The 25795-nt window shown below is 66.4% G+C and carries 21 protein-coding genes; 11 read left to right on the forward strand and 10 right to left on the reverse strand.

Annotation, left to right across the window (positions count from 1 at the left end; all coding sequences use genetic code 11):
* Nucleotides 1–1179 (forward strand): alkaline phosphatase family protein, encoded by a 1179-nt coding sequence (locus tag AC1MEQ_RS00060; protein ID WP_479792839.1) that lies wholly within the window; start codon nucleotides 1–3, stop codon nucleotides 1177–1179.
* Nucleotides 1180–1195: 16 nt separating this feature from the next.
* Here AC1MEQ_RS00060 and sepH read toward each other — a convergent pair whose 3' ends face one another.
* On the reverse strand, nucleotides 1196–2359 hold the full coding sequence (gene sepH, locus AC1MEQ_RS00065) for a septation protein SepH (RefSeq protein WP_479792841.1): 1164 nt from the start codon (nucleotides 2357–2359) through the stop codon (nucleotides 1196–1198).
* 374 nt (nucleotides 2360–2733) lie between these two features.
* On the opposite strand from sepH, the gene AC1MEQ_RS00070 reads away from it, so the two are divergent.
* Complete coding sequence (locus AC1MEQ_RS00070; protein ID WP_479796183.1) at nucleotides 2734–3033, forward strand: DUF4193 domain-containing protein; 300 nt, start codon at nucleotides 2734–2736, stop codon at nucleotides 3031–3033.
* Between the two features lie 9 nt (nucleotides 3034–3042).
* Here AC1MEQ_RS00070 and AC1MEQ_RS00075 read toward each other — a convergent pair whose 3' ends face one another.
* Together AC1MEQ_RS00075 and AC1MEQ_RS00080 are read right to left on the reverse strand one after the other, a co-directional pair.
* On the reverse strand, nucleotides 3043–3957 hold the full coding sequence (locus tag AC1MEQ_RS00075) for a GNAT family N-acetyltransferase (RefSeq protein WP_479792843.1): 915 nt from the start codon (nucleotides 3955–3957) through the stop codon (nucleotides 3043–3045).
* 8 nt (nucleotides 3958–3965) lie between these two features.
* Entirely contained in the window at nucleotides 3966–4439 is a 474-nt protein-coding gene (locus tag AC1MEQ_RS00080) for a DUF3093 domain-containing protein (RefSeq protein ID WP_479792845.1), read from the reverse strand.
* 76 nt (nucleotides 4440–4515) lie between these two features.
* Between AC1MEQ_RS00080 and dut the strand changes: the two genes are divergently transcribed.
* Genes dut through AC1MEQ_RS00100 form a run of 4 tightly spaced genes read left to right on the forward strand, consistent with a single transcriptional unit; the run spans nucleotide 4516 to nucleotide 6934 of the window.
* Nucleotides 4516–5022: a dUTP diphosphatase gene (gene dut / locus AC1MEQ_RS00085; RefSeq protein ID WP_479792847.1), complete on the forward strand. Its 507-nt coding sequence runs from the start codon at nucleotides 4516–4518 to the stop codon at nucleotides 5020–5022.
* A gap of 55 nt (nucleotides 5023–5077) precedes the next feature.
* On the forward strand, nucleotides 5078–5821 hold the full coding sequence (locus tag AC1MEQ_RS00090) for a DUF3710 domain-containing protein (protein ID WP_479792849.1): 744 nt from the start codon (nucleotides 5078–5080) through the stop codon (nucleotides 5819–5821).
* Nucleotides 5814–6215: a hypothetical protein gene (locus AC1MEQ_RS00095; protein ID WP_479792851.1), complete on the forward strand. Its 402-nt coding sequence runs from the start codon at nucleotides 5814–5816 to the stop codon at nucleotides 6213–6215. Before AC1MEQ_RS00090 ends, AC1MEQ_RS00095 begins: the two co-directional genes overlap by 8 nt.
* Nucleotides 6212–6934 carry a DUF3159 domain-containing protein gene (locus AC1MEQ_RS00100; protein WP_479792853.1) on the forward strand — a complete coding sequence of 241 codons (723 nt, stop codon included), beginning with the start codon at nucleotides 6212–6214 and terminating at the stop codon, nucleotides 6932–6934. The genes AC1MEQ_RS00095 and AC1MEQ_RS00100 overlap by 4 nt, the downstream gene beginning before the upstream one ends.
* 20 nt (nucleotides 6935–6954) lie before the next feature.
* Here the strand turns inward: AC1MEQ_RS00100 and AC1MEQ_RS00105 are convergent, their stop codons facing one another.
* Both AC1MEQ_RS00105 and AC1MEQ_RS00110 read right to left on the reverse strand, forming a co-directional pair.
* Nucleotides 6955–7668, reverse strand: a complete 714-nt coding sequence (locus AC1MEQ_RS00105; RefSeq protein WP_479792855.1) for a potassium channel family protein — start codon at nucleotides 7666–7668, stop codon at nucleotides 6955–6957.
* Nucleotides 7665–8357 carry a potassium channel family protein gene (locus tag AC1MEQ_RS00110; protein WP_479792856.1) on the reverse strand — a complete coding sequence of 231 codons (693 nt, stop codon included), beginning with the start codon at nucleotides 8355–8357 and terminating at the stop codon, nucleotides 7665–7667. The genes AC1MEQ_RS00105 and AC1MEQ_RS00110 overlap by 4 nt, the downstream gene beginning before the upstream one ends.
* A gap of 143 nt (nucleotides 8358–8500) precedes the next feature.
* Here AC1MEQ_RS00110 and AC1MEQ_RS00115 point away from each other — a divergent pair, with 143 nt between their 5' ends.
* The 3 genes from AC1MEQ_RS00115 to acnA (AC1MEQ_RS00125) all read left to right on the forward strand — a co-directional run bounded on the left by AC1MEQ_RS00115 (nucleotide 8501) and on the right by acnA (AC1MEQ_RS00125) (nucleotide 14727).
* The gene (locus AC1MEQ_RS00115; protein ID WP_479792858.1) at nucleotides 8501–10534 is read left to right on the forward strand and encodes an APC family permease; all 2034 of its coding nucleotides are present in this window, start codon (nucleotides 8501–8503) and stop codon (nucleotides 10532–10534) included.
* Complete coding sequence (locus AC1MEQ_RS00120; protein WP_479792861.1) at nucleotides 10531–11907, forward strand: class I SAM-dependent RNA methyltransferase; 1377 nt, start codon at nucleotides 10531–10533, stop codon at nucleotides 11905–11907. The genes AC1MEQ_RS00115 and AC1MEQ_RS00120 overlap by 4 nt, the downstream gene beginning before the upstream one ends.
* A 114-nt stretch (nucleotides 11908–12021) precedes the next feature.
* A complete protein-coding gene (gene acnA, locus AC1MEQ_RS00125) occupies nucleotides 12022–14727 on the forward strand; it encodes an aconitate hydratase AcnA (RefSeq protein ID WP_479792863.1) in 2706 nt (901 codons plus the stop codon).
* 99 nt (nucleotides 14728–14826) lie between these two features.
* On the opposite strand, the gene AC1MEQ_RS00130 is transcribed toward acnA (AC1MEQ_RS00125), so the two are convergent.
* From AC1MEQ_RS00130 to AC1MEQ_RS00150, 5 genes are read right to left on the reverse strand one after another with little or no spacing between them, the layout of a single operon-like run.
* The gene (locus AC1MEQ_RS00130; RefSeq protein ID WP_479792865.1) at nucleotides 14827–15579 is read right to left on the reverse strand and encodes a succinate dehydrogenase/fumarate reductase iron-sulfur subunit; all 753 of its coding nucleotides are present in this window, start codon (nucleotides 15577–15579) and stop codon (nucleotides 14827–14829) included.
* Nucleotides 15576–17531: a fumarate reductase/succinate dehydrogenase flavoprotein subunit gene (locus tag AC1MEQ_RS00135; RefSeq protein ID WP_479796184.1), complete on the reverse strand. Its 1956-nt coding sequence runs from the start codon at nucleotides 17529–17531 to the stop codon at nucleotides 15576–15578. The genes AC1MEQ_RS00130 and AC1MEQ_RS00135 overlap by 4 nt, the downstream gene beginning before the upstream one ends.
* Entirely contained in the window at nucleotides 17519–18235 is a 717-nt protein-coding gene (locus tag AC1MEQ_RS00140) for a succinate dehydrogenase cytochrome b subunit (RefSeq protein WP_479792867.1), read from the reverse strand. The genes AC1MEQ_RS00135 and AC1MEQ_RS00140 overlap by 13 nt, the downstream gene beginning before the upstream one ends.
* Before the next feature lie 41 nt (nucleotides 18236–18276).
* A complete protein-coding gene (gene acnA / locus AC1MEQ_RS00145) occupies nucleotides 18277–21069 on the reverse strand; it encodes an aconitate hydratase AcnA (RefSeq protein ID WP_479792869.1) in 2793 nt (930 codons plus the stop codon).
* Between the two features lie 28 nt (nucleotides 21070–21097).
* Complete coding sequence (locus tag AC1MEQ_RS00150; protein ID WP_479792871.1) at nucleotides 21098–22897, reverse strand: molybdopterin-dependent oxidoreductase; 1800 nt, start codon at nucleotides 22895–22897, stop codon at nucleotides 21098–21100.
* 622 nt (nucleotides 22898–23519) lie between these two features.
* On the opposite strand from AC1MEQ_RS00150, the gene ltrA reads away from it, so the two are divergent.
* Nucleotides 23520–25016, forward strand: a complete 1497-nt coding sequence (gene ltrA / locus AC1MEQ_RS00155) for a group II intron reverse transcriptase/maturase (protein ID WP_479792873.1) — start codon at nucleotides 23520–23522, stop codon at nucleotides 25014–25016.
* A 110-nt stretch (nucleotides 25017–25126) separates the two neighbouring features.
* On the forward strand, nucleotides 25127–25795 hold the full coding sequence (locus AC1MEQ_RS00160) for a GNAT family N-acetyltransferase (protein ID WP_479792874.1): 669 nt from the start codon (nucleotides 25127–25129) through the stop codon (nucleotides 25793–25795).

Here is a 25795-nt window from a genome sequence, read left to right on the forward strand (position 1 = left end):
GTGGGAACCACCACCGGGCCACGACTGGAACCAGCCGAACCGCTCCCCGCCGCGCCGCGCTACGGCACCGCCGACCTGTCTGCCCTGCTGCCCAGTGCGGCAGCCGCACTAGGGGTCCCCGGCTACACCAACGTCCTGGGATTGCCCAAGACCCGCAGGGTCTGCGTCGTGATGGCCGACGGGCTGGGCAAATCACTGCTCAAGGCGCGCGCCGGGCACGCTCCCTTCCTGCGCTCGGCAATGGCGAACTCACGGACCCTGGACGCCTCCTTCCCCACGACGACGGCGGCCTCGCTGTCCAGCCTGGGGACCGGCCTGGCACCTGGGCGCCACGGCATCGTCGGGTACGACGTCGTGGACCCCGCGGTTCCGCGGGTGGTCAACATGCTCGGGGCCTGGCCCGAGGACCTCGACCCCGCACAGTGGCAGCCCCATCGGACGGTCCTGGCGGATGTCGCCGAGCACCTGTACGTCGCAACGGCCAGCCTGCCGCGTTTCAAGGATTCCTCCCTGACCCGGGCCTCGCTCAGCGGTGGCGATTTCCTGCCCGCAGCTACCCCGCAGGCCAGGGTCCGCGCGGCAGTGGAGGCGCTCGGCTCCCACGACCGGGCACTGGTCTACTGCTACTGGAACGAACTCGACAAGGCAGGGCACCGGTACGGCAGCGATTCACCGCAGTGGGTCAGCGAGCTCGAGGAACTCGACGCGAACATGCGCACGCTGGCCGGCCGGGTCCCGCCCGGGACGCTATTGCTCCTCGTGGCCGACCATGGGATGGTCGATGTGCGCCACGAGGCGCGCATCGACTACTCGCTGTACCCCGAACTCCTCGAGGGGATCGCGTTGACGGCGGGGGAGCCCCGTGCCGTCCAATTGCACTTTGCCACGGGGACCACCCGCGAGGCCAGGGAGGCGCTGATCCTGCGGTGGAAGGAGGCCTTCGGCGCCAAGGCCTGGGTCATCACCCGGGACGAGGCCATCGAACGAGGCTACTTCGGAACCGTCGATGCGCGGGTCCGGGACCGCATCGGGGACGTTCTGGTCCTGGCCAGTGGTGAACTCGCACTCTACGACGGCCGCCGGGCCTCCCCGCGGGCCATGGAGATGATCGGCCAGCACGGCTCGATGACCCGCGCCGAACGCGAAGTGCCCCTGTTAGTGCTGGCCGGCCCCAGGTAGGCCGACCAGCCGCCGGTCAGTCCCGTTTCTTGCCGAAGACGATTTCGTCCCAGCTGGGGACGGAGGAGCGCTTGGCCTTCTTGCGCGCATGCCCGCCCTCGTCGTCGGTGTCATCGTGGCGTGTCACCGAATCGTCGGCGTGCCGGAAATCCTCGGCGCTGAGCCCGGGGATCACCGTGTATTCGCTGGTATGCGTGCTGACGCCATCGTGCAGCTGCGGCAGGTGGTCGTCGTCGACCTCGTCGTGGGCCGGGGCGAACCCCAAACGACGGGCCTCGCCCTCGTCGACGAATTCCTCGTCACGCGGATGCGCCGCCGGGATCGAGCCCTGGGAAAGCAGCACGGCCAGCGCGTCGTCGCCATCCTCGTCGACCCCAAGCCGTTGCCCGCGCCGTGCCCGCAGGATGTCGAGCAGTTCCTCTGACTCGCTGCCCAAAGCGGCCGGTCCGGCGGAGCCGGCTTCCGGGCCCTGCACCTCGTGGCCGGCGTCGGACTCGAAATCGAAGGGCCGGTCGGCCACCGCGGTCAGTCGACGATTGGTGAACGCGTTCTCGGCAGGCTCCATCTCACTGAGGACCTGGGCCCACCGGTTGGCGTTCTGCAATGATTTCCGTGCCGGGTGGAAGACCCAGAGCGCCGGGGGCTCCTCGCCGATGCTGGCATCGGTGTTCGAGCCACCCAGGTCAAAGGACGCCGAGATGTCCCACGAGCCGTCGCTGCGGCGCCAGGCATCCCAGTCCAAGGACGAGGCGCTGACGCCCAGCGCGCTGAGGCGGACGCCGACCATCTCGCCCAGGGAGGCCGGCTCGTCGCCGAACGCCGAACGGTAGGTGTCGTGTCCCTGCGGCGTCGATACCTCGATGCCGCGGGCCAGCTGGGCGATGTAGTCGCGTTCGGCGCGGACCGGACCCTCGTAGCGCAGCACGTGTTCCAACGGCAGGCCCGACTCCTCGGCCACCTGTTCGGCGGTGGAACCCGTGCGGATCCGCGTCTGGATCTCCCGAGGGGACAGCGCGGTGGGAGCGTGCTCCGCGGTGGACGCGGCGGGACGTCCAATGGGCCGGGCAGTGGCGGCGCGCAGCGCCTCGTCGATGCGCAGCACGAAGCTGGACCCATCGTCGCTGCCCAACAGCAGGTGCTCGCCATCCTCTTGGACACCTACGAGCCGAAGTTGCTGCATACTTTCCCTCCACGGATGCCTACGTACGGGTACGATCCTGCCACTGGACCGCGTGTTTTCGCGTCATTTGCCGTGGTGTGGCGCGGTTTGATTGCCCTTCCGGGGCCGGCCCCTCCGGGCACCAGGGCCCGTTCGGTGGCGGCTCCCCGGCGGAATTTGGTTTTTCCCGGATGATAGTGAACAATCTGTGCGTCACGGGCACAAAATGCCCGGTCGAGGCGTTGTGCTTCACGGATCGGGAACTCGGGTCCGCCCCCTGTCGGCGGCCCCCCGGATCCAGGGGCCTTGCCCCGTCCAGACATCGATCCAGTGGTGCAGGCAAGGGCCTGTGCGGACCGATGACCAGCGAAGAACCGGAGCGTGACCGAGAGAATATGGCGACCGACTACGATGCGCCGCGGAAGAACGACGACGAGACCAAGGATGACTCCCTGGAGGAGTTGAAAGGTCGACGGACCGACAAGCAGTCGGCGGTGGTGGACGAGGACGAGGCCGAGACGGCGGACACCTATGAGTTGCCCGGCGCGGACCTCTCCGGTGAAGAGCTGCTGGTACGCGTGCTGCCGGCGCAGGCCGATGAGTTCACCTGTGCCTCCTGCTTCCTGGTGCGCCACCGCTCACAGGTGGCGAAGGAGAAGAACGGACTTTTCTACTGCAAGGACTGCGAGGGCTAGCCGCTTCGATCAGCGGGAGCGGACCAGGTCGGCGACGTCCGGCAGGCGCCGGTATCCTGCCGCGGCATAAGTGGCCACCCCCGCGGTGTTCCCGGCCGGGGTGTGCACCGTTGCGCTGGAAGAGCCCATCTCCCGCAGGGCAGCCGCCGCGGCCAGGCAGATGGCCCTGCCATATCCGTGGCCACGGTGCTCGGGGTGCACGCCCATCGGTTCGAGCAGGCCGGGTCGTCCGGCGCCGGCCGACCAGACGGTCACCATAGCCACCGCCGATCCATCCCGGTCGTAGGCGAGCAGGCAGCGGGCCGAAGCATAGGTGGGTCCGTTGGCCATCGCCTGCCAGCGTTCGGCCGTGAACCGGGACGATTCGAAGGCGGCACGCTGGACGTCGACGCGATCGAGAACCCGGGAGGCGTCGACCACCTCGATGCGCACCCCGGGGGCGGGCACCGGATCGGAGAGGTCGCGGACGAGCTGAGCCCAGATATCCCCCTCGCCCCAGCCGTCCCGAGGCAGGTGCCCATGCAGGCCGTCGGACCAGCCCTCGCGCTGCAAGCGCTCCCGCAGGGCGTCACCGAATCCGGCCTCGATGGAGGCCGGACCGGCCGGTAGGACACCGTGCGCCGGATCGGCGATGTCGGCCGCCATCCTCTCGGCCAACGCAGGATCGGCACCGGCTTCCGGGTCGATCGCCAGGCGCAGCAGTGTTGGACCATCAAGGAACCCCACGGCCAGGATCCGGTCTTCCGCGGACCACGTGCGGACCCGATCGGCCACGGCGGCGGCACCGATCTGCCAGGCCCAGCCCAGGTCCCCGGAGTGCAACTGCAACGGCAGGTCATCGCGCTGCCACCCGGCGACCGCGCCGAGTACAGCGGGCAGTGCCCCCACCTCGGGGGTCTGTGCGGCCAGACGAGGGTGTTCCATGGCAGGGCTCAGGCGCGGGCGGTCTGTTGCAGGGCGCGCGTCAGCTCCTCCGGGCGGCGCGTGGACGTCAGCCAATAGGGGGTGGCATCATTCGGGTCGACGATCTCGACCTTGACCACCGGGTCGACCCAGCCGCGCAGGCACAGGAATGCGGTGCCGTTCAGCCGGCGGCCACGCTCCAGTGTCGCCTCTTCGCCGCGGTAGAAGGACGCCTCTCCGATGAAGCGTCGTTCGATGCTGGCGCGTCCAACCTTCAGCCAGTCGCCGCTGAGGCTGATGGTGGGGGTGGAGGCCAGCATGATGATGCCGACGGCCAGGAACACCACGATGCCGACGGCAATGGAGAGCTCCAGGTTGACCGGCAGGAACATGGCCATGCCGGCGAACCCGGTTCCCACCACGAGGATCCACAGCCACCAGGCGGGCCAGAGTTTTTCGCGGAAGATCTCGGTGGACGGTGCGGAGGCAGTCGAATCAGGCATGACACCAGCATATTGGCCCGCGACGCCCGGCCATGCATTGGGGCTGCGGGCCAATCGGGCTAGAGTGAACTCGTTAATGAACCGCAACGCCCTGGAGATCCCGGCCACGATGCCCGACCAGCCCACCACCCTTGACGTCCAGCTGAAGATGCTCGATTCCGAATTGGAACCGCCGTCGTATGCCCACCCGGGTGATGCGGGTGCGGACCTGCGGGCCCGCGAAGACGTGACCCTGGAACCGGGGGAACGTAAACTGGTACCCACCGGCGTCGCCATTGCCCTGCCCGACGGATACGTCGGGCTGGTCCACCCACGGTCCGGGTTGGCCACCAAACACGGCCTGACCGTCGTCAATGCCCCGGGGACCGTCGACGCCGGTTATCGCGGAGAACTTTCCGTGACCCTGCTCAACACCGACACGCGGACCCCGATCGTGCTGCGCCGGGGTGACCGCATCGCCCAACTGGTCATCCAGCGCGTGGAGCATGCCGCCTTCGTCCCTGTTGACGACCTGCCCGACTCGGTGCGCGGCACCGGGGGATTCGGCTCGACCGGCGGATTCGCCCCGGTCGTGGCGCGTTGAGCACCGCCATCCCATCGACACCAGCTGCGGCCCCGACGGGCCGGGAGGAGCAACCATGATCTTCAAACGCAAGAATGCCACGACCCATGACGACGCCACGTCCGGGGCCCAGACCGGGCAGGACCCCGCCGACACGGATGCCGGAGCCGACGCCGGCCTCGATGCCGTGGTGCCCGGAAACGAGCAGGGGCCCTTCGACATCGACGACGCCCCGGATCACGACCACTACATCGACCTCGGTGCCCTCAAGATCGAGCCGATCGATGGGATGCAACTGCGCCTGGAGGTCGAGGAGGGCAGCGAGCGTGTGATCGCCGCGGCCTTGGAACTCGACGGGTCACGGCTCCAGCTGCAGGTCTTTGCCGCGCCGAAATCCAGTGGTCTGTGGGAGGGCATCGCCGCGCAGATCGAGGAGAGCATCGGCCAGCAGGACGGCAAGATCGACCGCGTGGAGGGCAGGTTCGGCACCGAACTCATCGCGCGCGTCCCAGCGGAGGGCCCCGACGGCACCCAAGGGTACATGGTTGCCCGGTTCATCGGGTTCGACGGCGGCCGGTGGTTCCTCCGCGGCGTCATCGGCGGTCCGGCAACCCTCGACCGTGCCCAGGCCGAACGCCTGGAGGACCGGTTCGCGCGCGTGGTCGTCGACCGCGGTGACCAGCCCATGCCGCCGACCGAACTGATCTCCTTGACGATGCCCGCCGGCGCCGTCGCCCGGCAGGAACCAGCCGACGACGACGGCGAACAGGGCCTGGGTGGGCGGCCCGAGCGCGGCCCGGAGATCACCCAGATTGGCTGAACGCGGTCCTGCGGAGCGGCGCAGGGGCGCCGCCTCGGCCGCCGGCCGCACGGCGGCCACCGACGCCGAGCAGTGCTCGGCGCTAGGCCAACTTCCCCCGCGGGGACGGGTCCAGGCCCGCGGATTCGTGGAGCACATCAGGATCCTGCCCGGAGTGCTGGCCCCGGTCTTCACCGCCGGCGTCGTTGATGCCCCGGCTCCCCCGGGGGGACGCCGCGCACCGGCCAGCCGGATCCGCCTGGTCTGGACCGGGCAGCGACGCGTCCCCGGCATCGAGGCCGGCACCTGGCTGCGGTTCGAGGGGATGATCGCCGGGGTCGACGGCGTACCCACCATCTACAACCCCCGGTACGAGATCCTGCCGGAACACGAGCACCCCCTGGAGGACACATGAGCCACGGCCCGGAGAACGGCCAGCCACCGGAGCCGGAGACGAACCCGGCCGACGACCTGGGCCGCCGTCTGGCGGAGGGGTCGGGCATCCACCGGACCGCCAGCGGCCAGGTCGATGTGCTCAAGACGATCGGCGGCGTCCGCGGACTGGTGGAGGCCCTGCTGCCGGGCATCGTGTTCCTGGGCGTCTTCATGGCGACCCGGGAGCTGAACCCCGCCCTCATCTCCTCGCTGGCCATCGCCGTCGTGTTCACGGTGGCCCGCCTGCTGCGCAAGTCCGGGCTCACGCAGGCCCTGACCGGCTTGTTCGGCGTGGTCATCTGCGCACTGGTGGCCCGCACGACGGGCAATGCGCGGGACTTCTACGTCCCCGGTTTCTTCACCAACGGTGCCTACCTGGTGGCCCTGGCGGTCTCCGTGTTCGTGCGCTGGCCGCTCATGGGCCTGCTGTTCGGCTTTATCCGCGGCGAGGGCACCGAGTGGCGCCATGAGGCACCGCGCCGGAGCGCCTACAATGCGGCGACCTGGGTGATCGTCGGCGTGTTCGCGGCCCGGTTGCTGGTCCAGCTGCCCTTGTACGCGGCGGACAACGTCGAGGCGCTGGGGGCGGCACGCATCGTCATGGGCATCCCCCTGTACGCCATGGGGCTGTGGCTGTCCTGGATGATCTCCCGGCCCGCCACAACGCCAGGGGCAGGGGACGCCCCACCGCGCCCCTGACGCCGGCGCACCGCCGGGCCTCAGGCGCGGAAGGCGTCCGAGGCATCATCCGCGACGCCGTCGGATCGGGTGCGGGTCTGCGCCCGCAGGACCGTCCGCAACTCGTCCTCGGCGGCGATGGCGGTGATGAAGAACAACTCGTCGCCTCCCTCGATCACGTCGTCGGGGCTGGGCGTGATGGCCAGGTCGTCGCGCAGGATCGCCACCACCGCGGTGTCCTGCGGCCACGGGACCTCCCCGAGCGTGCTGCCGATCAGGGCGGCATCGTCCGGAACGGTGAACTCGACCATGGACGTCACCCCGGTCTGCAGGGTCAGCAACCGCACCACGTCGCCGACCTCGACGGCCTCCTCGACCAGGGCGGTCATCATGCGCGGGGTGCTCACCGCGACATCGACGCCCCAGGCATCGTCGAACATCCAGTCGTTCTTCGGGTTGTTGACCCGCCCGACCGTCCGGCCCACGCCGAACTCGCTCTTGGCCAACAGGGAAACGACCAGGTTGACCTTGTCGTCGCCGGTGGCGGAGACCACGACGTCGACATCGCCGAGCCGGGCCTCCTTGAGCGTGGTGAGCTCGCAGGCGTCCCCGAACAGCCAGGTGGCCCCCTGGATCCCGCTGCGTCCGACGACTTCGGGCTTCTCGTCGATGAGCAGGACCTCGTGGCCGTGGGAAATCAGTTCCTTGGCGATGGAGGAGCCGACGCTGCCGGCTCCCGCGATGACGATCTTCACTTCTCCTCCTCGTCGTCTTCCGGTGTGGCGGCAGGTGGCTTCGACAGGATCCTGTCGATGTCGCCCATCGAGCTCACCGACATCATGGCGTGCAGGATGTCTCCCTGCTGCAGGCGGTCATCGGAGCGCGGAATCATCCCCTCGCCGAAGCGGGTCAGGTAGGCGGCCCGAATGCCCGAGGCCTCCTCGATGTCGGCCAGGCTGTGCCCGTACCACGCGTCGTTGACGGACACCTCCCCGAGGATCAGGCGACCGGACGCCTCCCGGAAGTCGCCGTTGATGCCCTGTTCGGGCAGGATCCGGCGCAGCACCTGGTCGGCGCTCCAGCGCACGGCGGCCACCGTCGGGATCCCCAGCCGCTGGTAGATCTCGGCCCGGCCCGGGTCGTAGATCCGTGCCACCACATGCGGGACGTGGTAGTTCTCGCGGGCGACGCGGGTGGCCAGGATGTTGGAGTTGTCGCCGCTGGAGACGGCGGCGAACGCGTAGGCGTTGGCGATGTCGGCCCGTTCCAGGGTCTCGCGGTCGAACCCGACGCCGCTGACCTTCTGGCCGGCGAATCCACGGCGCAGCCGCCGGAACGCCCGGTCGTCCTGGTCGATGATCGCCACGGTATGTCCGGCGTCGTCCAGCGTGTGGGCCAGCGTGACGCCGACGCGTCCGCACCCCATGATGACGAAATGGGCCATGCAGTGCTCCCCGGGTCGTGGTCGTGGCGGTGGCGCCGTCGGCGTCCCGCAGGTGGTTCCCAGTCTCCCACGCCGCACGCCCGGCGGCCGCTGGTGGCGCGGCGTGTATGACAGATGCGCCGCCGACGGGCTAACTTTGACTGGTGCTGACGTTCCTCGACGCGCTGAAGCGGATCCTGGTTGGCAGGCCATTCCGCACCGAACGGCTGAAGCAGGCCCCGCTGCGCCGCCGGCTCGCGCTTCCCCTGCTCTCCTCCAACGCGCTCTCGTCGGTGGCCTACGCCCCCGACGAGGTCCTGATGACCCTGGCCATCGCCGGGCTGTCGGCCATCTACTTCTCGCCCGTGGTGGGCATCGCCATCATGGCCGTCATGCTGGTGATCATCGCCTCCTACCGGCAGTCGGTGAAGGCCTACCCGTCGGGGCGCGGCGACTACGAGATCGCCAGCGTCAACCTGGGCGCCCGGGCCGGGACCACCGTTGCCGCGGCACTGCTGGTTGACTTCGTGCTCACCGTGGCCGTGTCGATGTCCTCCGCGGCGCACTACGTCGTCGCGGCCTTCCCCGCCCTCAACGGCCACCAGACGCAGCTGGCCAGCGCCGGCGTCGTGCTGTTGGCCCTGCTGAACCTGCGCGGGCTGGGCCGCTCGGCGTTGGGCAAGGCGCTGCCGACCTACCTGTTCATCGGGTCCATGCTCGTGATGATCGTGACCGGGGCAGTCGGCGCGGCCCGGGGCAGCCTCGGTGCCGCCCCGAGCGCGGGGTTCGAGATCCTCCCGGAGGCCGGATACGACTCGTCGCTGACCGGCCTGCTCGGCGTCGTGCTGGTGCTGCGGGCGTTCTCCACCGGCTCCGCGGCGCTGACCGGCATCGAGGCGCCGATTTCCAACGTGCAGAACCTGGCCCGTCCGCGGGCCCGGAACGCGGCCTCGATCCTGTTGCTGCTCGGCGTCATCGCCGCCGTGCTGACACTGGGCACCATGTTCCTGGCCCGCGCCGCCAGGGTCCACATGGTGGAGGACCCGCAGGCCAACCTGCGCGCCGACGGGGGAGTGGTGCCGGTCGACTACATCCAGCACCCCGTCCTGGGACAACTCGCCCAGGCCGTGTTCGGGGCCGGCAGCATCGGCTTCTTCGTGATCCTCGCGGCGACCGTCGCGGTGCTGTGGATGGCCGGTCATACCGCCTTCAGCTCGTTCCCGAACCTCGCCTCGCACCTGGCCACCGATGGCTACCTGCCCCGCCAGCTGCGCAAGCGCGGGGACCGGCTGGGCTTCAGCAACGGCATCATCGCCCTGGCCGTCGGGGCCCTGGTGCTGGTGCTGATCTTCAACGCGCATGTGGCCACGCTCATCCAGCTCTACGTCGTCGGGGTGTTCGTCTCCTTCACGCTGAGCCAGCTGGGCATGGTCCGGCATTGGACCCGCCAGCTGGCCAGCACGTCCAAGACCCGGGTGCGCCGTCGGATCATGCGCTCGCGGTTGCTGAACCTCGTCGGATTCGTCCTCACCGCGGCGGTGCTGGTGATCGTGTTGGTCACCAAGTTCATCTTCGGGGCCTGGCTGGCCGTGCTGGCGATCCTCGTGCTCTACCTGGTCATGTTCTCCATCCACGCCCACTACGCCGCCGTCGACCGGGAACTGTCGATCGAGACGGCCGGCACCGCCAAGGCCCTGCCGGCACGGGTCCACGCCCTCATCCTGGTCTCGACCCTGCGCAAGCCGGTGCTGCGGGCCGTGGCCTTCGCCCGCGCCGGACGCCCCTCCAAGCTCGACGCCATCATCGTGGACATCGACCAGGACGCCACCGCCCGGACCGTGGCCGAATGGGACCGGCTGCAGATCCCGGTCCCGATCACCGTCCTGGCCTCGCCGTACCGCGAGACAGCGGCCCCGATCATCGACTACATCAAGGGCATCAAATCCGATTCCCCCCGCGACCTCGTCGTCGTGTACATCCCCGAGTACGTCGTGGGACGCTGGTGGGAGCAACTGGTCCACAACCAGACGGCCCTGCGCATCAAGACGCGGCTGCATTTCGAGCCCGGCGTCGTGGTGGCCAGCGTCCCCTGGCAGCTGTCGGAGGAAACGCACGGCCGGGCACTCTTCGAGAACGAACGCGGCGAATCCCACGCCGGCGAGAACACACGACAGCACGACGGCGGGAGCACCAGGTGAGCACGCAGCAAGACCAGATCGCGGGGGACCTGATCGAGGTCGAGATCGGCGCACCGGCACATGGTGGGCACTTCGTGGCCCGGCACGAGGGCCGCGTGGTCTTCGTGCGCCATGCCCTGCCCGGCGAACGGGTCAGGGCGCGGTTGACCGATGCCGGCGAGGGCGCCCGGTTCTGGAGGGCCGACACGGTCGAGGTCCTCGACGCCTCGGAGCACCGGGTGCCGCACTTCTGGCCGGCCGCCGATTCCCTGGCCCGGCACGCCGCCGGGGAACTGCCGGTCGGCGGTGCCGAGTTCGGCCATGCCGCACTGGGGTACCAGCGCGAGCTGAAATCCGCCGTCGTCCGCGAGCAGCTGGAACGCCTCGCGGGGATGCACGCCGCCGACGTGGGATTCGCCGGCGTGGAGGTGGCCCCCGGCGAACGCCCGGACGGGCTCGGCTGGCGGACGCGGACGGCCTTCGGCGTCGACGACGCCGGACGGCTGGCCATGAACGCGTACCACTCGGACCGGCTCGTCCCCATCGGGGAGATGCCGCTGGCCGTCGACGCGATCAACGCGCTCGGGCTGGCCGAGTTGCCGTTGCATGGGCTGGAACGGGTCGAGGTGGCCGCCCCGTCTGCCGGCGGGGCCCCGCTCGTGCTCCTGGTCGAGTCCCCCGCGGCACGGCCCGGCGCGGCCGGCCGGGTCGCCAAGGCGTTGCCGGAGGGAACGAACGCGGCGGTCATCACCCAGCAGGGCGGTTCGGCGGCCGACGGGGCCGGGACGTTGCGTCGGCTCCGGGGCAGGACCTGGCTGGCCGAACGGGCCGCCGGGAACGACTACCGGGTCACCGGCGAGGGGTTCTGGCAGATCCACCGCAGCGCCCCGGACGCCCTGTACGACGCGGTGCACCGGATCCTGGCACCGGAGGAGGGCCAGGCCTTCGCGGACCTTTATGCCGGTGCCGGGCTGTTCACCGTCCCGTTGGCCCGGGCCGTGGGCCCCGAGGGGATGGTCGTGTCGATCGAGGGGGCGCCGGGAACCAGCAAGGATGCCCGCCGCAACGTCCACGGACTCGACCAGGCCCTCATCCGGCAGGGGAAGGTCGAAAAGGGGCTGCGCCAGGAAACGGCCCGGCTCCCGGCCCGATTGGACGGGATCGTCCTGGACCCCCCGCGCACCGGTGTCGGACGTGCGGCGGTGGCAGCGGTGGCCGCTGCCCGGCCCGGGCGCATCGCCTACGTCTCCTGCGATCCGGCGTCGTTCGCCCGGGACATCCGGGACTTCGCGCTGAAAGGTTACGTGCTCGAATCCCTGCGGGCCCTTGACCTGTACCCGCACACCCACCATGTGGAGTGCGTGGGGGCGCTGGTCCCGGCGCCCAAAGGATAGACTGTCCTCGAGCTCTGCCGCCATCCCATCGTGTCGCGAAGCCAGTTAGGTTCGCCTTACTGGCGGGGCGCACGGGCGTGCAACAAAGATGAAAGTCTGGCGAGAGGAGTCCCAGTGAGTAATGTGGACAGCTTTGGGGCCAAGGGCGTATTGGACGTCTCTGGCAACGAGTATGAAATTTTCCGGCTGAACGCGGTCGAGGGCAGCGACAGCCTTCCGTACAGCCTCAAGATCCTTCTGGAGAACCTGCTCCGGACCGAGGACGGCGCCAACATCACGGCCGACCACGTCCGTGCGCTGGCCCAGTGGGACGAGAACGCCCAACCGGGCACCGAAATCCAGTTCACCCCCGCGCGTGTCCTGATGCAGGACTTCACCGGCGTGCCCTGCGTGGTCGACCTCGCCACGATGCGCGAGGCCGTCAAGGAGCTCGGCGGCGACCCGACCCGGGTGAACCCGTTGGCACCTGCCGAGATGGTCATCGACCACTCCGTGCAGATCGACGTCTTCGGCAACAAGGACGCCGTCCAGCGCAACATGGACATCGAGTACCAGCGCAATGGCGAGCGGTACCAGTTCCTGCGCTGGGGCCAGACCGCGTTCGACGATTTCAAGGTCGTCCCGCCGGGCACCGGCATCGTCCACCAGGTCAACATCGAGTACCTGGCGCGCACCGTGATGACCCGCGAGATCGATGGCAAGCTGCGCGCCTACCCCGATTCCTGCGTCGGCACCGACTCGCACACCACCATGGTCAACGGCCTGGGCGTGCTCGGTTGGGGCGTCGGCGGTATCGAGGCCGAGGCCGCCATGCTCGGACAGCCCGTCTCCATGCTGATCCCTCGCGTCGTGGGCTTCAAGCTCGCCGGGTCCATCCCCGCGGGCGCCACCGCCACCGACGTGGTCCTGACGATCACCGAGATGCTGCGCAAGCACGGCGTCGTGGGCAAGTTCGTGGAGTTCTTCGGCGAAGGCGTCGCCCAGGTGCCGCTGGCCAACCGTGCCACCATCGGCAACATGAGCCCGGAGTTCGGCTCCACGGCCGCCATGTTCCCGATTGACGACGTCACCCTGGACTACCTGCGCCTGACCGGCCGGTCCGAGGAAAACGTCGCCCTGGTCGAGTCCTACACCAAGGAACAGGGCCTGTGGCACGATCCGAGCCGCGAGATCCGCTTCTCCGAGCGCCTGGAGCTGGACCTGTCCACAGTGGTCCCGTCCATCGCCGGCCCGAAGCGTCCCCAGGACCGCATCGAGCTGACCAGCGCGAAGGAGCAGTTCCGCAAGGACATCCACAACTACGCCTCCGCCGACGCGGACAGCCTGAACATCGGCCGTCCCTCGAAGGCAGTGGACGTGAAGATGGCCGACGGACGCGAGTTCGCCCTGGACCACGGCATCGTCTCGATCGCCTCGATCACCTCGTGCACCAACACGTCCAACCCCTCGGTGATGCTGGCCGCAGCACTGCTGGCCCGCAACGCCGTGGACAAGGGCCTGGCGTCCAAGCCGTGGGTCAAGACCTCCGTCGCACCCGGCTCGAAGGTCGTCACGGACTACTACGAGAAGTCCGGCCTGACCCCGTACCTGGAGAAGCTCGGCTTCTACATCGTCGGCTACGGCTGCACCACCTGCATCGGCAACTCGGGTCCGCTGGAGCCGGAGATCTCCGAGGCCATCCAGGCCAACGACCTCTCCGTCACCTCGGTGCTCTCGGGCAACCGCAACTTCGAGGGCCGGATCAACCCGGACGTGAAGATGAACTACCTGGCCTCCCCGCCACTGGTCATCGCCTACGCCCTGGCCGGCAGCATGGACTTCGACTTCGAGGTCGATCCGCTGGGCCAGGACGACGCCGGCAACAACGTCTTCCTCAAGGACATCTGGCCTAACCCGGTCGAGGTCCAGCAGGTCATGGACGCCTCCATCGACAAGGAGATGTTCGCCAAGGGCTACGAGGGCGTGTTCGACGGCGACGACCGCTGGAAGGCGCTCGACACCCCCGCCGGCGACACCTTCGAGTGGGCCGAGGACTCCACCTACGTCCGCAAGCCCCCGTACTTCGAGGGCATGAAGGCGGAGCCGGAACCGGTCTCCGACATCGATGGCGCCCGCGTGCTGCTGAAGCTGGGCGATTCGGTCACCACCGACCACATCTCCCCGGCCGGCTCGTTCAAGTCCGATTCCCCGGCGGGCCAGTACCTGCTGGCCAACGGCGTGGACCGCAAGGACTTCAATTCCTACGGCTCGCGTCGTGGCAACCACGAGGTGATGATCCGCGGCACGTTCGCGAACATCCGCATCCGCAACCAGCTGCTGGACAACGTCGAGGGTGGCTACACCCGCGACTTCACCCAGGACGGCGCACCGCAGTCCTTCGTGTACGACGCTGCCGTGAACTACGAGGCAGCCGGCACACCGCTGGTCGTCATCGCCGGCAAGGAATACGGTTCGGGATCCTCGCGTGACTGGGCCGCCAAGGGCACCGCACTGCTGGGCGTCAAGGCTGTCATGGCCGAGAGCTACGAGCGCATCCACCGCTCTAACCTCATCGGCATGGGCGTGCTGCCGCTGCAGTTCCCCGAGGGCGAGTCCGCGGCCACCCTGGGCCTGGAGGGGACCGAGTCCTTCTCCATCTCCGGCGTGACCGAGCTGAACAACGGGACCACCCCGTCGACGCTGAAGGTCACTGCCACCGCGGCAGACGGCTCCACCAAGTCCTTCGATGCGGTTCTGCGCATCGACACGCCCGGTGAGGCCGACTACTACCGCAACGGCGGCATCTTGCAGTACGTGCTGCGTCAGATCTCGGCCAGCTAGGCAGGGACACCGCACCACGCGGGCGGGCCATCCGGGACACCGGGTGGCCCGCCCTTTTGTTGGAAGCCGTCCATCCAGCGCGGCACGCGACCACGTGGGCTATTCTCGACCAAGTTTTCTCAGGCTGGTGAGCACGTCGTGGTTGAGTTGGGAGATCATATCGAGGGGGATGCCAGCGGGGCAGACCGCTGTGCATTCGCCGATCTGTGTGCAGCCGCCGAAGCCCTCCGCATCGTGCTGGGCGGTCATGGCGGCGACCCGGGCGTCGCGTTCGGGCTGTCCTTGGGGGAGTGATCCGAGATGGGTGATTTTCGCACCGAGGAAGAGGGAGGCCGAGCCGTTCGGGCAGGCCGCCACACAGGCCCCACAGCTAATGCAGGCTGCCGCATCGAAGGCGCGGTCTGCTTTGTTTCTGGTGACTGGGATGGCATTGGCATCGGGCGCCGAACCGGTCGGTGCGCTGATGTAGCCGCCCGACTGGACGATCCGGTCCAGCGCGCTGCGGTCGACAATGAGATCCTTGATCACCGGGAATGCAGCGGAGCGCCACGGTTCAATGTCGATGACGTCGCCGTCGGTGAAGTGGCGCATGTGCAGCTGGCAGGCGGTAGTGAGTGCTTGCGGTCCGTGGGCAAGGCCGTTGATCATCAGGCTGCACATGCCGCAGATTCCCTCGCGGCAGTCGTGGTCGAAGGCGACGGGATCTTCGCCGACGAGAGTGAGCTTCTCGTTGAGGACATCGAGCATTTCCAAGAAGGACATATCCGGAGAGATATCCTCGACGTCGTAGGAGACCATGGTGCCCGTGTGGTCGTGGTCCCGTTGTCGCCAGATGCGCAGCGTGACGTTCATTTGTAGCTCCTTTGCTGCAGTTCGACGTATTCGAAGTCGAGGTCCTCTTTGTGTAAGCGTGGCGGGGTTCCGCCTCCGGTGAATTCCCACGCGGCGACATAGGAGAAGTCCTCGTCCTGTCGTAGCGCCTCGCCCTCGTCGGTTTGGCTTTCTGACCGGAAGTGGGCGCCACAGGATTCGGCTCGATGCCACGCATCGATGCACATCAGTTCGGCCAGTTCGAAGAAGTCGGCGACCCTGCCGGCCCGTTCCAATGCCTGGTTGAGTTCCTCGCCATGACCGGTGACTTTGACATGGTTCCAGAACCGATCCTTGAGGGTGCGGATCAGCTCGATGGCTTCTTCAAGACCGTCCGCGGTGCGTTCCATTCCGCAGTATTCCCAGAGGATGTTGCCCGGCTCGCGGTGGAAGGAATCGACTGAACGGTTCCCGTTAATCCCCAGCAACGTTGCCAGGCGGCCGCGTACGGCGTCTGCGGCCTTGGCCACTTCCGGGTGGGAGGCATCAATCTCGACCGGCAGCGGATTTCTCGCGAGGTAGTCCGTGATGGTGTTCGGCAGGATGAAGTAGCCGTCGGCCAAACCCTGCATCAGTGCACTCGCTCCGAGCCGATTGGCTCCGTGGTCGGAAAAGTTTGCCTCGCCGATGACGAACAACCCCGGTATCGAGCTCTGGAGGTCGTAGTCGACCCATAGCCCGCCCATGGTGTAGTGGATAGCCGGGTAGATGCGCATCGGTACCTGGTAAGGATCTTCGTCGGTGATCTTCTGGTACATGTCGAAGAGGTTGCCGTACTTGCTCTCGATGGCGGGGCGCCCCAGGCGCTCAATAGCGTCGGCGAAGTCGAGGTAGACGCCGAGACCGGTGGGTCCGACACCACGCCCCGCGTCGCATTGGTTCTTGGCGGCGCGGGAGGCGACATCACGCGGAACGAGATTTCCGAAGGCCGGGTACTGGCGCTCGAGAAAGTAGTCGCGTTCGGCCTCTGGAATGTCCCGGGGGTCGCGGCCATCTTTGGCCTTCAGTGGTACCCAGATGCGTCCGTCGTTGCGCAGGGACTCGCTCATCAGGGTCAGCTTGGACTGGTGTGGGCCGCTGACGGGTATGCAGGTGGGATGGATCTGCGTGAAACACGGGTTCGCGAAGAGTGCTCCCTTGCGATGTGCCCTCCAGATGGCCGTGGCATTGCATCCGATGGCGTTGGTGGAGAGATAGAAGGCGTTGCCATACCCGCCCGACGCCAAGACGACCGCATCGGCCAGGTGGGTTTCGATCTCCCCGGTGACCAGATCCCGGATGATGACGCCCCGGGCCTTGCCGTCGATGACGACCAGGTCGAGCATTTCGTGTCTGGTGTTCAACTCCACCGTGCCGGCCTGGACCTGGCGCTCGAGCGCCTGGTATGCGCCAAGCAGCAGTTGCTGGCCGGTCTGGCCGCGGGCGTAGAACGTCCGGGAAACCTGCACGCCGCCAAAGGAACGGGTGTCCAGCAGACCGCCATATTCGCGGGCGAACGGTACGCCTTGGGCGACGGCCTGGTCGATGATTGACCCGCTGACTTGGGCCAACCGATAGACGTTGGACTCGCGGGAGCGGTAGTCGCCGCCCTTGACGGTGTCGTAGAAGAGGCGTCGGACGCTGTCTCCATCGTTGCGGTAATCCTTGGCGGCGTTGATCCCGCCCTGCGCTGCGATGCTGTGGGCCCGGCGTGGGCTGTCCTGATAGCAGAAACTCTTGACGCGGTAACCCGCTTCTCCGAGGGTCGCTGCCGCTGAACCGCCAGCCAGGCCGGTGCCGATGACGATGACGGTCAGCTTTCTGCGGTTGGCTGGGTTGACGAGCTTGGCTTCAAAGCGTCGTCTATCCCATCTGTCTTCGATCGGCCCCGTCGGGGCCTTGGCGTCGGCCAGGGGTGTGCCCACCGAATAGAAGTCCTTCATTATCGAACCCATCCCATCAGAATCCAGAGCGGCGGGACCAGGAATCCGCCGATGACGACCACCGTGATCACGTATGCCAGTTGGTTGAGCCTTTGCCTGCGAAGGATGCTGGTGTTGGCGCCCAGGGATGCGAAGGCACTCCATACGCCGTGGCGTAAATGGAATCCCAGCGCAATGAGGGCGATGAGATAGGAGAGCGTGACCCACCAGATGGAGAAGCCGTTGACCATGCGATCGTAGGGGCTCGGGGATGCGCCGCCCGGGGCGATGACGTTCGCTGTCATGTGCAGCAGGTGGTAGACAGTGAAAAGCAGGATAACGACGCCGCCCCACCGCATCGTGAACGAGGCATAGCTGCGTTGGACACCGCGTCGGTTCCGACTGGTCTGGTAGCGCCATCCGCCTCTGCCACCTGTTGCTGTCCGCGCCCGGTGCCACAACACGAAGGCGGCGAAGATGTGGGCGACCACGCTTACCGCCAGGACGATCCGCAGTATCCACAGCGCGCCACTGTACGGCAGAAGGGGTTCTCCGATCGTTCGCAAGTACGAAGAGTAGCCGTCGAACGCTTCTTGTCCGGCGAAGACCTTGAGGTTGCCGTACATATGCGCGATCACAAAGAGGGCCATAATCAGGCCGCCCACGGCCATGATGGCGTGCAACATGACCGAGGAGCCGAGCACCTTCTTCCGGTTGCCTTCAGCCCTGGTCGTCATCCAACCCACCCCGAAATCGACTGGTTTGACATGTTTCCGCCTCAGCCTGCCAGCAGGTGGCGCAGGACGTACGGCAGGATCCCACCGTGGAGGTAGTACGCTTCTTCGGCTGGAGTATCGATGCGCAGGGTGGCCGTGATCTCCCGGCTATTGCCGTCGGCCTCGATACGGACGGTGACCTCTTTCGGCAGGCGTTCCCGTCCCTCGAGTCCGATGATCGAGTAGACCTCCTCACCGGTCAATTCCAGGGACTCCGCCGTGTCACCTGCACGGAACTCCAGTGGCAGCACTCCCATGCCAATGAGGTTTGAGCGGTGAATCCGCTCGAACGACGACGCGAGGACGGCCTTGGCGCCCAGCAGCGCAGTGCCTTTGGCCGCCCAGTCACGGGAGGAACCGGAACCGTAATCGGAACCCGCGAGAACGATCAGGGGTACTCCGTCTGCTGCGTACGCCGTTGCCGCGTCGAAAATGCTGTGTTGTTCGCCGTCGGGCCAGTGCTTGGTGAAGCCGCCCTCAACCCCTGGTACAAGCCGATTGCGGAGCCTCACGTTGGCGAAGGTGCCCCGGATCATCACGTTGTGGTTACCGCGGCGGGAACCGTAGGAGTTGAAATTGGCCGGTTCAACCCCCTGCTCGATCAGGTATTGGCCGGCCGGGGAGTCCGGCCTGATCGCTCCGGCCGGGGAAATGTGGTCGGTGGTCACCGAGTCCCCGAGCAATGCGAGGACTCGTGCCCCGATGATGTCGTGAACCGCTGCTGGCTCGGCGCTCATATCCTCGAAGTACGGTGGCCGCTGAATGTAGGTTGACGTGTCATCCCAGGCGAACCGGTCCCCTTCGGGGATGTGCATTCCGCGCCAGTTCTCGTCTCCTGCATAGACATCCGAATAGCCCTCGGTAAACATCTTCGCTTCAAGGTTGTCATCCACCACGGCCTTGATTTCTGCTGTTGTCGGCCAGATGTCTCGCAAGTAGACCGGGTTGCCCTCGGGATCCTGGCCCAGGGGCTCGTTGAGCAGGTCTGCGTGCATGGTTCCGGCCAAGGCGTAGGCGATGACCAACGGTGGGGAGGCGAGGAAATTCATCTTCACTTCGGAATGGATGCGTCCTTCGAAGTTCCGATTGCCGGACAGGACCGAGGCCACGGTCAGGTCATGGTCGGCGACGGCGGCGCTCACTGCCGGGATCAGGGGACCGGAGTTGCCGATGCAGGTGGTGCAGCCATAGCCAACCAGATCGAAACCGAGCTGCTCCAAGTAGGGGGTGAGCCCAGACCGGTTGTAGTAGTCCGTCACGACCCGCGATCCCGGCGCGAGGGTGGTCTTCACCCACGGCTTGCTGCGCAGGCCGCGTTCGACGGCGTTCTTCGCCAAGAGCCCGGCGCCGATCATGACCGACGGGTTGGATGTATTGGTGCAGGAGGTGATGGCTGCGATGACTACATCGCCATGGTCGATACTCGAGGTGTTCCCGCCGAGGACGACGTCTGCCGGGTCGGAGGGCCACTCGAAAGCGGTGTCGTCGTTCTCATACTGATGGGGCGGGTCATCCCGGGGAATGCTTCGGCTGATGGCAATGGGGTCGCTGGCAGGGAAGGAATCGGCGGACGCATCATCCAGGCCGCCCTGGATGGCGTCTTCATGGGTCATCCCGGACAGCAGACCGCGGACGGCGCGCTGGGCAACGGCCAGGGGAATGCGGTCCTGAGGACGTTTCGGTCCAGCGATCGAGGGAATGACGGTGCCGAGGTCGAGCTCAACGATTTGACTGTAGTCAGGCACATGGTCCGGATCGTGCCACAGCCCCTGCTCCCGGGCATAGGCCTCGACGAGCCTGATTTGGCGTTCCTCCCGGCCCGTGAGGCGCAGGTAGGACAGCGTTTCGTCGTCGATGGGGAAGATCGAGCCGGTGGAGCCGTACTCGGGGCTCATGTTGCCTAGGGTGGCCCTCGTTGCCAGCGGGACGTTGGCGACTCCGGGACCGAAGAAATCAACGAATTTCCCCACTACCCTGACTTGGCGCAACAATTCCGCGACGGTGAGGACCAGATCGGTGGCCGTTGTTCCCTCGGGCAGCTCGCCGGTGAGTTTGAGTCCGAGGACTTGGGGGATCAACATGCTCATCGGCTGGCCGAGCATGGCGGCTTCGGCTTCGATGCCGCCGACACCCCAACCGAGGACCCCGAGACCGTTGACCATCGGAGTGTGCGAGTCGGTACCGACCAGGGTGTCAGGATATGCCTGCATTCCGTTGGGTCCCTCGCGGGTGAAGACGACACGGGAAAGGTATTCGAGGTTCACCTGGTGGCAGATGCCGGTGTCCGGGGGAACCACCAGGAAGTCGTCAAAGGACTGCTGCGCCCAGCGCAGCAGCTGGTAGCGCTCTTGATTGCGTTCGAATTCCAGTTGGGCATTGATTCCGAAGGCATCGGGTCGGGCGAAGACGTCGGCGATGACTGAATGGTCGATGACCAGTTCGGCCGGGATCTGCGGGTTGATCTTCTTCGGGTCCCCGCCGAGTTCTGTCATGGCGTCGCGCATGGCCACCAAATCGACGACACAGGGCACACCAGTGAAGTCCTGCATCAGCACCCGGGCGGGCGTGTATTGGATTTCCGCGTTGACTTCGGACTGCGGATCCCAGTTGCCTAGTGCAGTGATTTGCTCGGCGGTGACCAGCCGGCCGTCTTCGTTGCGCAGCAGGTTCTCCAAAAGCACCTTAAGGCTGTAGGGGAGCCGGTCGGTTCCCTCGATCTGGTCGATCCGGTAGACCTCATAGGTCTGGTCATCCACGGTGAGGTGATGGCGCGCACCGAAACTGTTCGACGTCATGGTTTTCGCTCTCCTGATGCAGAGTTGCTTAGATGGATTGCCGGTAGCCGAAGAATTCGTGGTCGTTGTTGTAGCCGCCTTCCCCGCTGCCGAAGTCCCTGAAGTCCTCGACGAATTCGATTCCTTTGATCCACTTGACGAGTTTGAAGCCGAGCTGGACCTCGTTGCGCAGCCGCAGCGGCGCGCCGTGGCCGTAGGACAGGGCTTCGTTGTTCATGTCGTAGGCCAGCATGGTCAGGTGATAGCTCATCTGTTCGATGGGTTGGGCATCGTAGTAGATGCCGCCGTCGGGCCCTTCGGCAAAGGAGTAGAAGATGACCCACTTTGCCTCGGGCTTTGGTTTAACCAGGTCGACGATGGTCTGCATGGAGACTCCGCCCCATTTCGCGATACCGGACCAGCCCTGGATGCAGAAGTGCTGCGTGATCTGCTCGTGGTAGGGCAGGCTCCGCAACTGTTTGAGGCCCAGCCCCGCGGGGGTCTCGACCAGACCGGAGATCTGCAGGCGGTAGTCGGCGAAGTTGTCCTCGAAGAGGCCCCTATATTCGGGCGTTTCGGGGTACTTGCCGTTATGCCACATGTAGGGGGAAATGTCTTTTTCGGTGTACTGGCCCGGTTTGGAATCCAGATGCTCGAACAGTCGTTGCACGGGGCCGATGAGGGCGTAGCCGATGCGCTGCACGGCGCGCGGATGGCGGTAGGTGAATGGGGTGACGGCAACCCAGAGAACGATCATCACGACCAGTGAAGCGGCGAAGACCCAAAACCCGTTCCAGCTGTCGGTGTCGTTGCTGTTCGTGTACATCATGTTGAAGTTGTGCAGGGCATCGGTTGCCACGACCAGGGTGACGTGCATCATGATGAACAGCAGGAACCAGACCAGGACCAGGAAGTGCAGTGAACGCGCGAACTGGATGCTGAAGATGCTGCTGATCCACCTGAACTTGGTTGACAGGGCAGGTGACATTCCCAGCCCCGTGATGAAGGCCAGCGGCGCTGCCACGAAGACGGTGATGAAGTAGGCCAGGATCTGGAGGCTGTTGTAGGCGACCCAGGAGTCGTCCGTGGGCCAGTCGAGGGAAAGGTACTGGATCATCACCGAGAAGGCGTTGGGCACGACCTCCCAGCTGGTGGGGACCAACCGCAGCCAGTGGCCCGTGGCAAACACCAGGATGTAGAAGATGATTCCGTTGAGCAGCCACAGGGTGTTGATCCCCAGATGCCACCACCGGGCGAGGCCGATGGAATGACGTCGTCCCGGCAACCCGATGCCGTCGGGCAGCGTGATGGAATCCTGCTTGGCCGTCCATAATGGATCTGCGGGCACCGGTTTCTGCACCCGGAACCAATCCTTGCCAGGAGTCGAGTGCCGGGTCCAGTAGAACCGGGGGTGGTCGGCGATGATCGTCAACCCGGAGCGGATGATCGGAAACATCAACAACATATTGAAAAAGTGTTGCCACCCCAACCACGCCGGGAACCCGGTGCTGGCTTCCGACGTGCCTGGAACAACCGTGCCGGGGTACTGGTCGATGAACCCGGCCACTCCGGGCATCTCGCGTAGGCCCTTGGCCACTGCAATACCGATGATCAGCAGCACGAAGCCCATGGGCAGCAGCCACAAGAGGTTGAACCACCTACTGCGTCCGATGCGTACCCGTGGTGCCACCCCGTACTGTGCCGGTACGGACCCCGCCCACGAACTGTCCACCGCGTCGTATTTTCGCTGATCCAGCTCACGCCGGAAGCCGGCCAGTGTTTGGGGGGTGATGTTGGATGCGGCCGGTGCGGGCAGCTCATCGGGAGTAGGTCTGCCTCTGATTGTCATGGTGCTGCTCCTTCGCGCCCGGCCCGATTCTGACTGGGGGTTCTATTCAGATCAGAAGTGCGCCGGCGGATTGACCTGAATATCATCCGCCGGAGAACCAATGTGGCTGCGTCAGTGCTTATTGCTGTCTACCACGGTCGCGACCTTGCTGGCTACGATATGTCGGGCCACCGGGGCAACAGGGTGGCAGGCGTCGCTGAATCCGACCGGCTGTGGAGGGGCAGGACGGGCAGGGCCCCTAGACTCACCCCATGGTGCGTTCTGAAAGCTGGATCAGACCGGCGGGTGCAAGTCCCGTCTCGGTAGGTACCGGAGCGCCGAGTAGCAGGTCCCGGTCCGTTGGAGAGATCTGGCGGGCTGAGCGGGATGTCAAAAGCCCTGTCAGGGGGAGCAAGCACGCGGGCCGCAGCATCAAGCGAACACTGCAGCCTCGTCACAGTCACAACGAGGGAGCCGAGCCGATCATGTCACGGCGAAGGCCATGTCCGTCAGGCCCTGTTCCGGGGTCAGCTTGGCGGGTCCTTCCGGGGTACGGGTGGTGGCACGTGTGCAAGGTCTGGTCCGGAACAGAAGAGACCCGTCTGCCCGGCCCACGTCGGGCGAAGGCCACTGGTATAAGCCGATGGTGAAATCCGGTGGTGGGCAGCGGGAGTCCGAGGGGGCCATAGTACCGGTGAGGGGCGTGCAACATAACGCGCACCTAGGGAAGGACCCCCGCTTTGAACGTGCTCGTGAAGAGGGTAAGCGTCAGGGCATGACCGGGACAGCCCGGTCCAACAACCCCGTCAGGCACCAGCCTGTCGACCTGAACCGGCATCCGCCGGTGACGGGCGCGCGAAAACTTCAACGCCGGCTATGGGCTGCGGCCAAGCAGTCCGGGGATCGCCGTTTCCATGCCCTATTCGATCGTGCATGCAGGGTTGACGTCCTGCATGAGGCATGGGAGCGGGTGCGTGGTAATCGAGGAGCGGCCGGGGTGGACCGAATCACCTTGGCCGATATTGAGGCGTACGGGGTCGGGCTGATGTTGTCCGAGCTCCGTGCGGATTTGCTGGAAGGCCGGTATCGGCCCCAGCCCGCCAGACGGGTGTTCATCCCGAAGGCGGACGGGGGCAGGCGCCCGTTGGGTATCCCGACGGTGCGTGACCGGGTGGCGCAACAGGCCGTGCGCATGGTGTTGGAACCGATTTTCGAGGCGGATTTCCTTCCGTCCTCGCATGGGTTCCGGCCCGGGCGCTCGGCCACGGACGCGATGGAGACCATCCGCAAGGGCTTCGCCCAGGGACAGGTCTTCGTCGTGGAGGCCGATATCCGGGACTTCTTCGGAACGATCGAGCACCAGCGGTTGCTGGAAGCGGTCGCTGCGAGGGTCTCGGACCGGCGGGTGCTGAAACTGGTGCGGTTGTGGTTGCAGGCCGGTGTGATGGAGGGCGGGCGAGTCGAGCGGACGTTGGCTGGTACCCCTCAAGGAGGGGTGATCTCGCCTTTGCTCTCGAACATCTACCTGCATTCCTTCGACCGGGCCATGGCAGAGGCCGGTGTCGGGGAAGTCGTCCGCTACGCGGATGACTTCGTGGTGTTGTGCCGCACGCAGCGGCAGGCGGATCGTGCCCTGGAAACCGCCGGGTCGGTTCTGGCCTCCTTGGGGTTGGAACTGCATCCGGACAAGACGAAGATCATCGATCTTCGCGGTGGCCGGGAAGGGTTTGATTTCCTGGGCTGTCATTTCCGGGCGCGGATGTCGGGGCGTTTGTGGGAGCAGAAACGCATAGTGCGTTACTACCTGCATCGGTGGCCCGCGAAGCGGGCCATGAAGAAGGTACGCCAACGCGTGAAGGAGCTGACCGGTAAGAATCGGTCGGGCATGGATATCAGGGTCATCATTGCGATGCTGAATCCGATCCTGCGCGGTTGGGGCAACTACTTCAGGACCGGCAACGCCGGGGATAAGTTCCGGCAGATCGACACCTACGTCGTCATGCGGCTGCGTAAGCAGCTGGTCAGGCGGCGGGGGCGCAACCTCAAAGCGGGTCAAGCGCTGGAGTGGACCGAGGATTGGTTCAACGGCCATGGCCTGTATAGATTACGTGGCACCATACGCTATCCACGGAGTGCGTAACCATGCCTAGAAGTTCATCGTTAAGCCGTGTGCGGGAAAACCGCACGCACGGATTGAAAGGGGGATGGGGAACCAGGACCGCACGTCGGCACCTGCGCCCCTGACTACCAATGGAGAACCCGACGATCCCGTGGCCGCTCTTCGACCTGCGCCTGACCACCCCGCGCCTGGTGTTGCGCCCGATCACCGACGACGACATCCCGGCCTTCATTGCCGCGGCCCAATCCGGCATCCACGACCCGGCACGCAGTCCCTTCTCCTACCCCTGGACCTCGGTACCGGCAGCCGAACTCCCGGCGAACATGGCCCTGCACGTTTGGCGGACCCGGGCCCAGACCACGGCCGCACAATGGACGCTGCCCTTTGGGGTCTGGAACGAGGGGGAACTGGTGGGCATGCAGGACCTGGTGGCCGCGGACTTCGGCACGCTGCGCACCGTGTCCACCGGCTCCTGGCTCCGCCAATCGGCCCAGGGCCGGGGGATCGGCACCGAGATGCGCACCGCCGTCGTGCTCTATGCCTTCGACCACCTTGGCGCAGAGGTGGCCGAGTCGGAGGCCGCGAGCTGGAATACGGCGTCGCTGGCCGTCTCCCGGACCGTGGGCTATGCACCGAACGGGAGCACCCGGAAGTCATGGGGCGGCAACGCGCAGGACGTGCAACACCTCCGGCTGGAACCCCAGGGCCTTAACCGACCGGCCTGGACGCTGGAGGTCGAGGGGCACGACGGCGTGGCCTCCTTCCTGGGGCTGGGTGCCACGGTGCACGCGGACTCGTGA

Source organism: Arthrobacter sp. ASL1, from assembly GCF_056680475.1.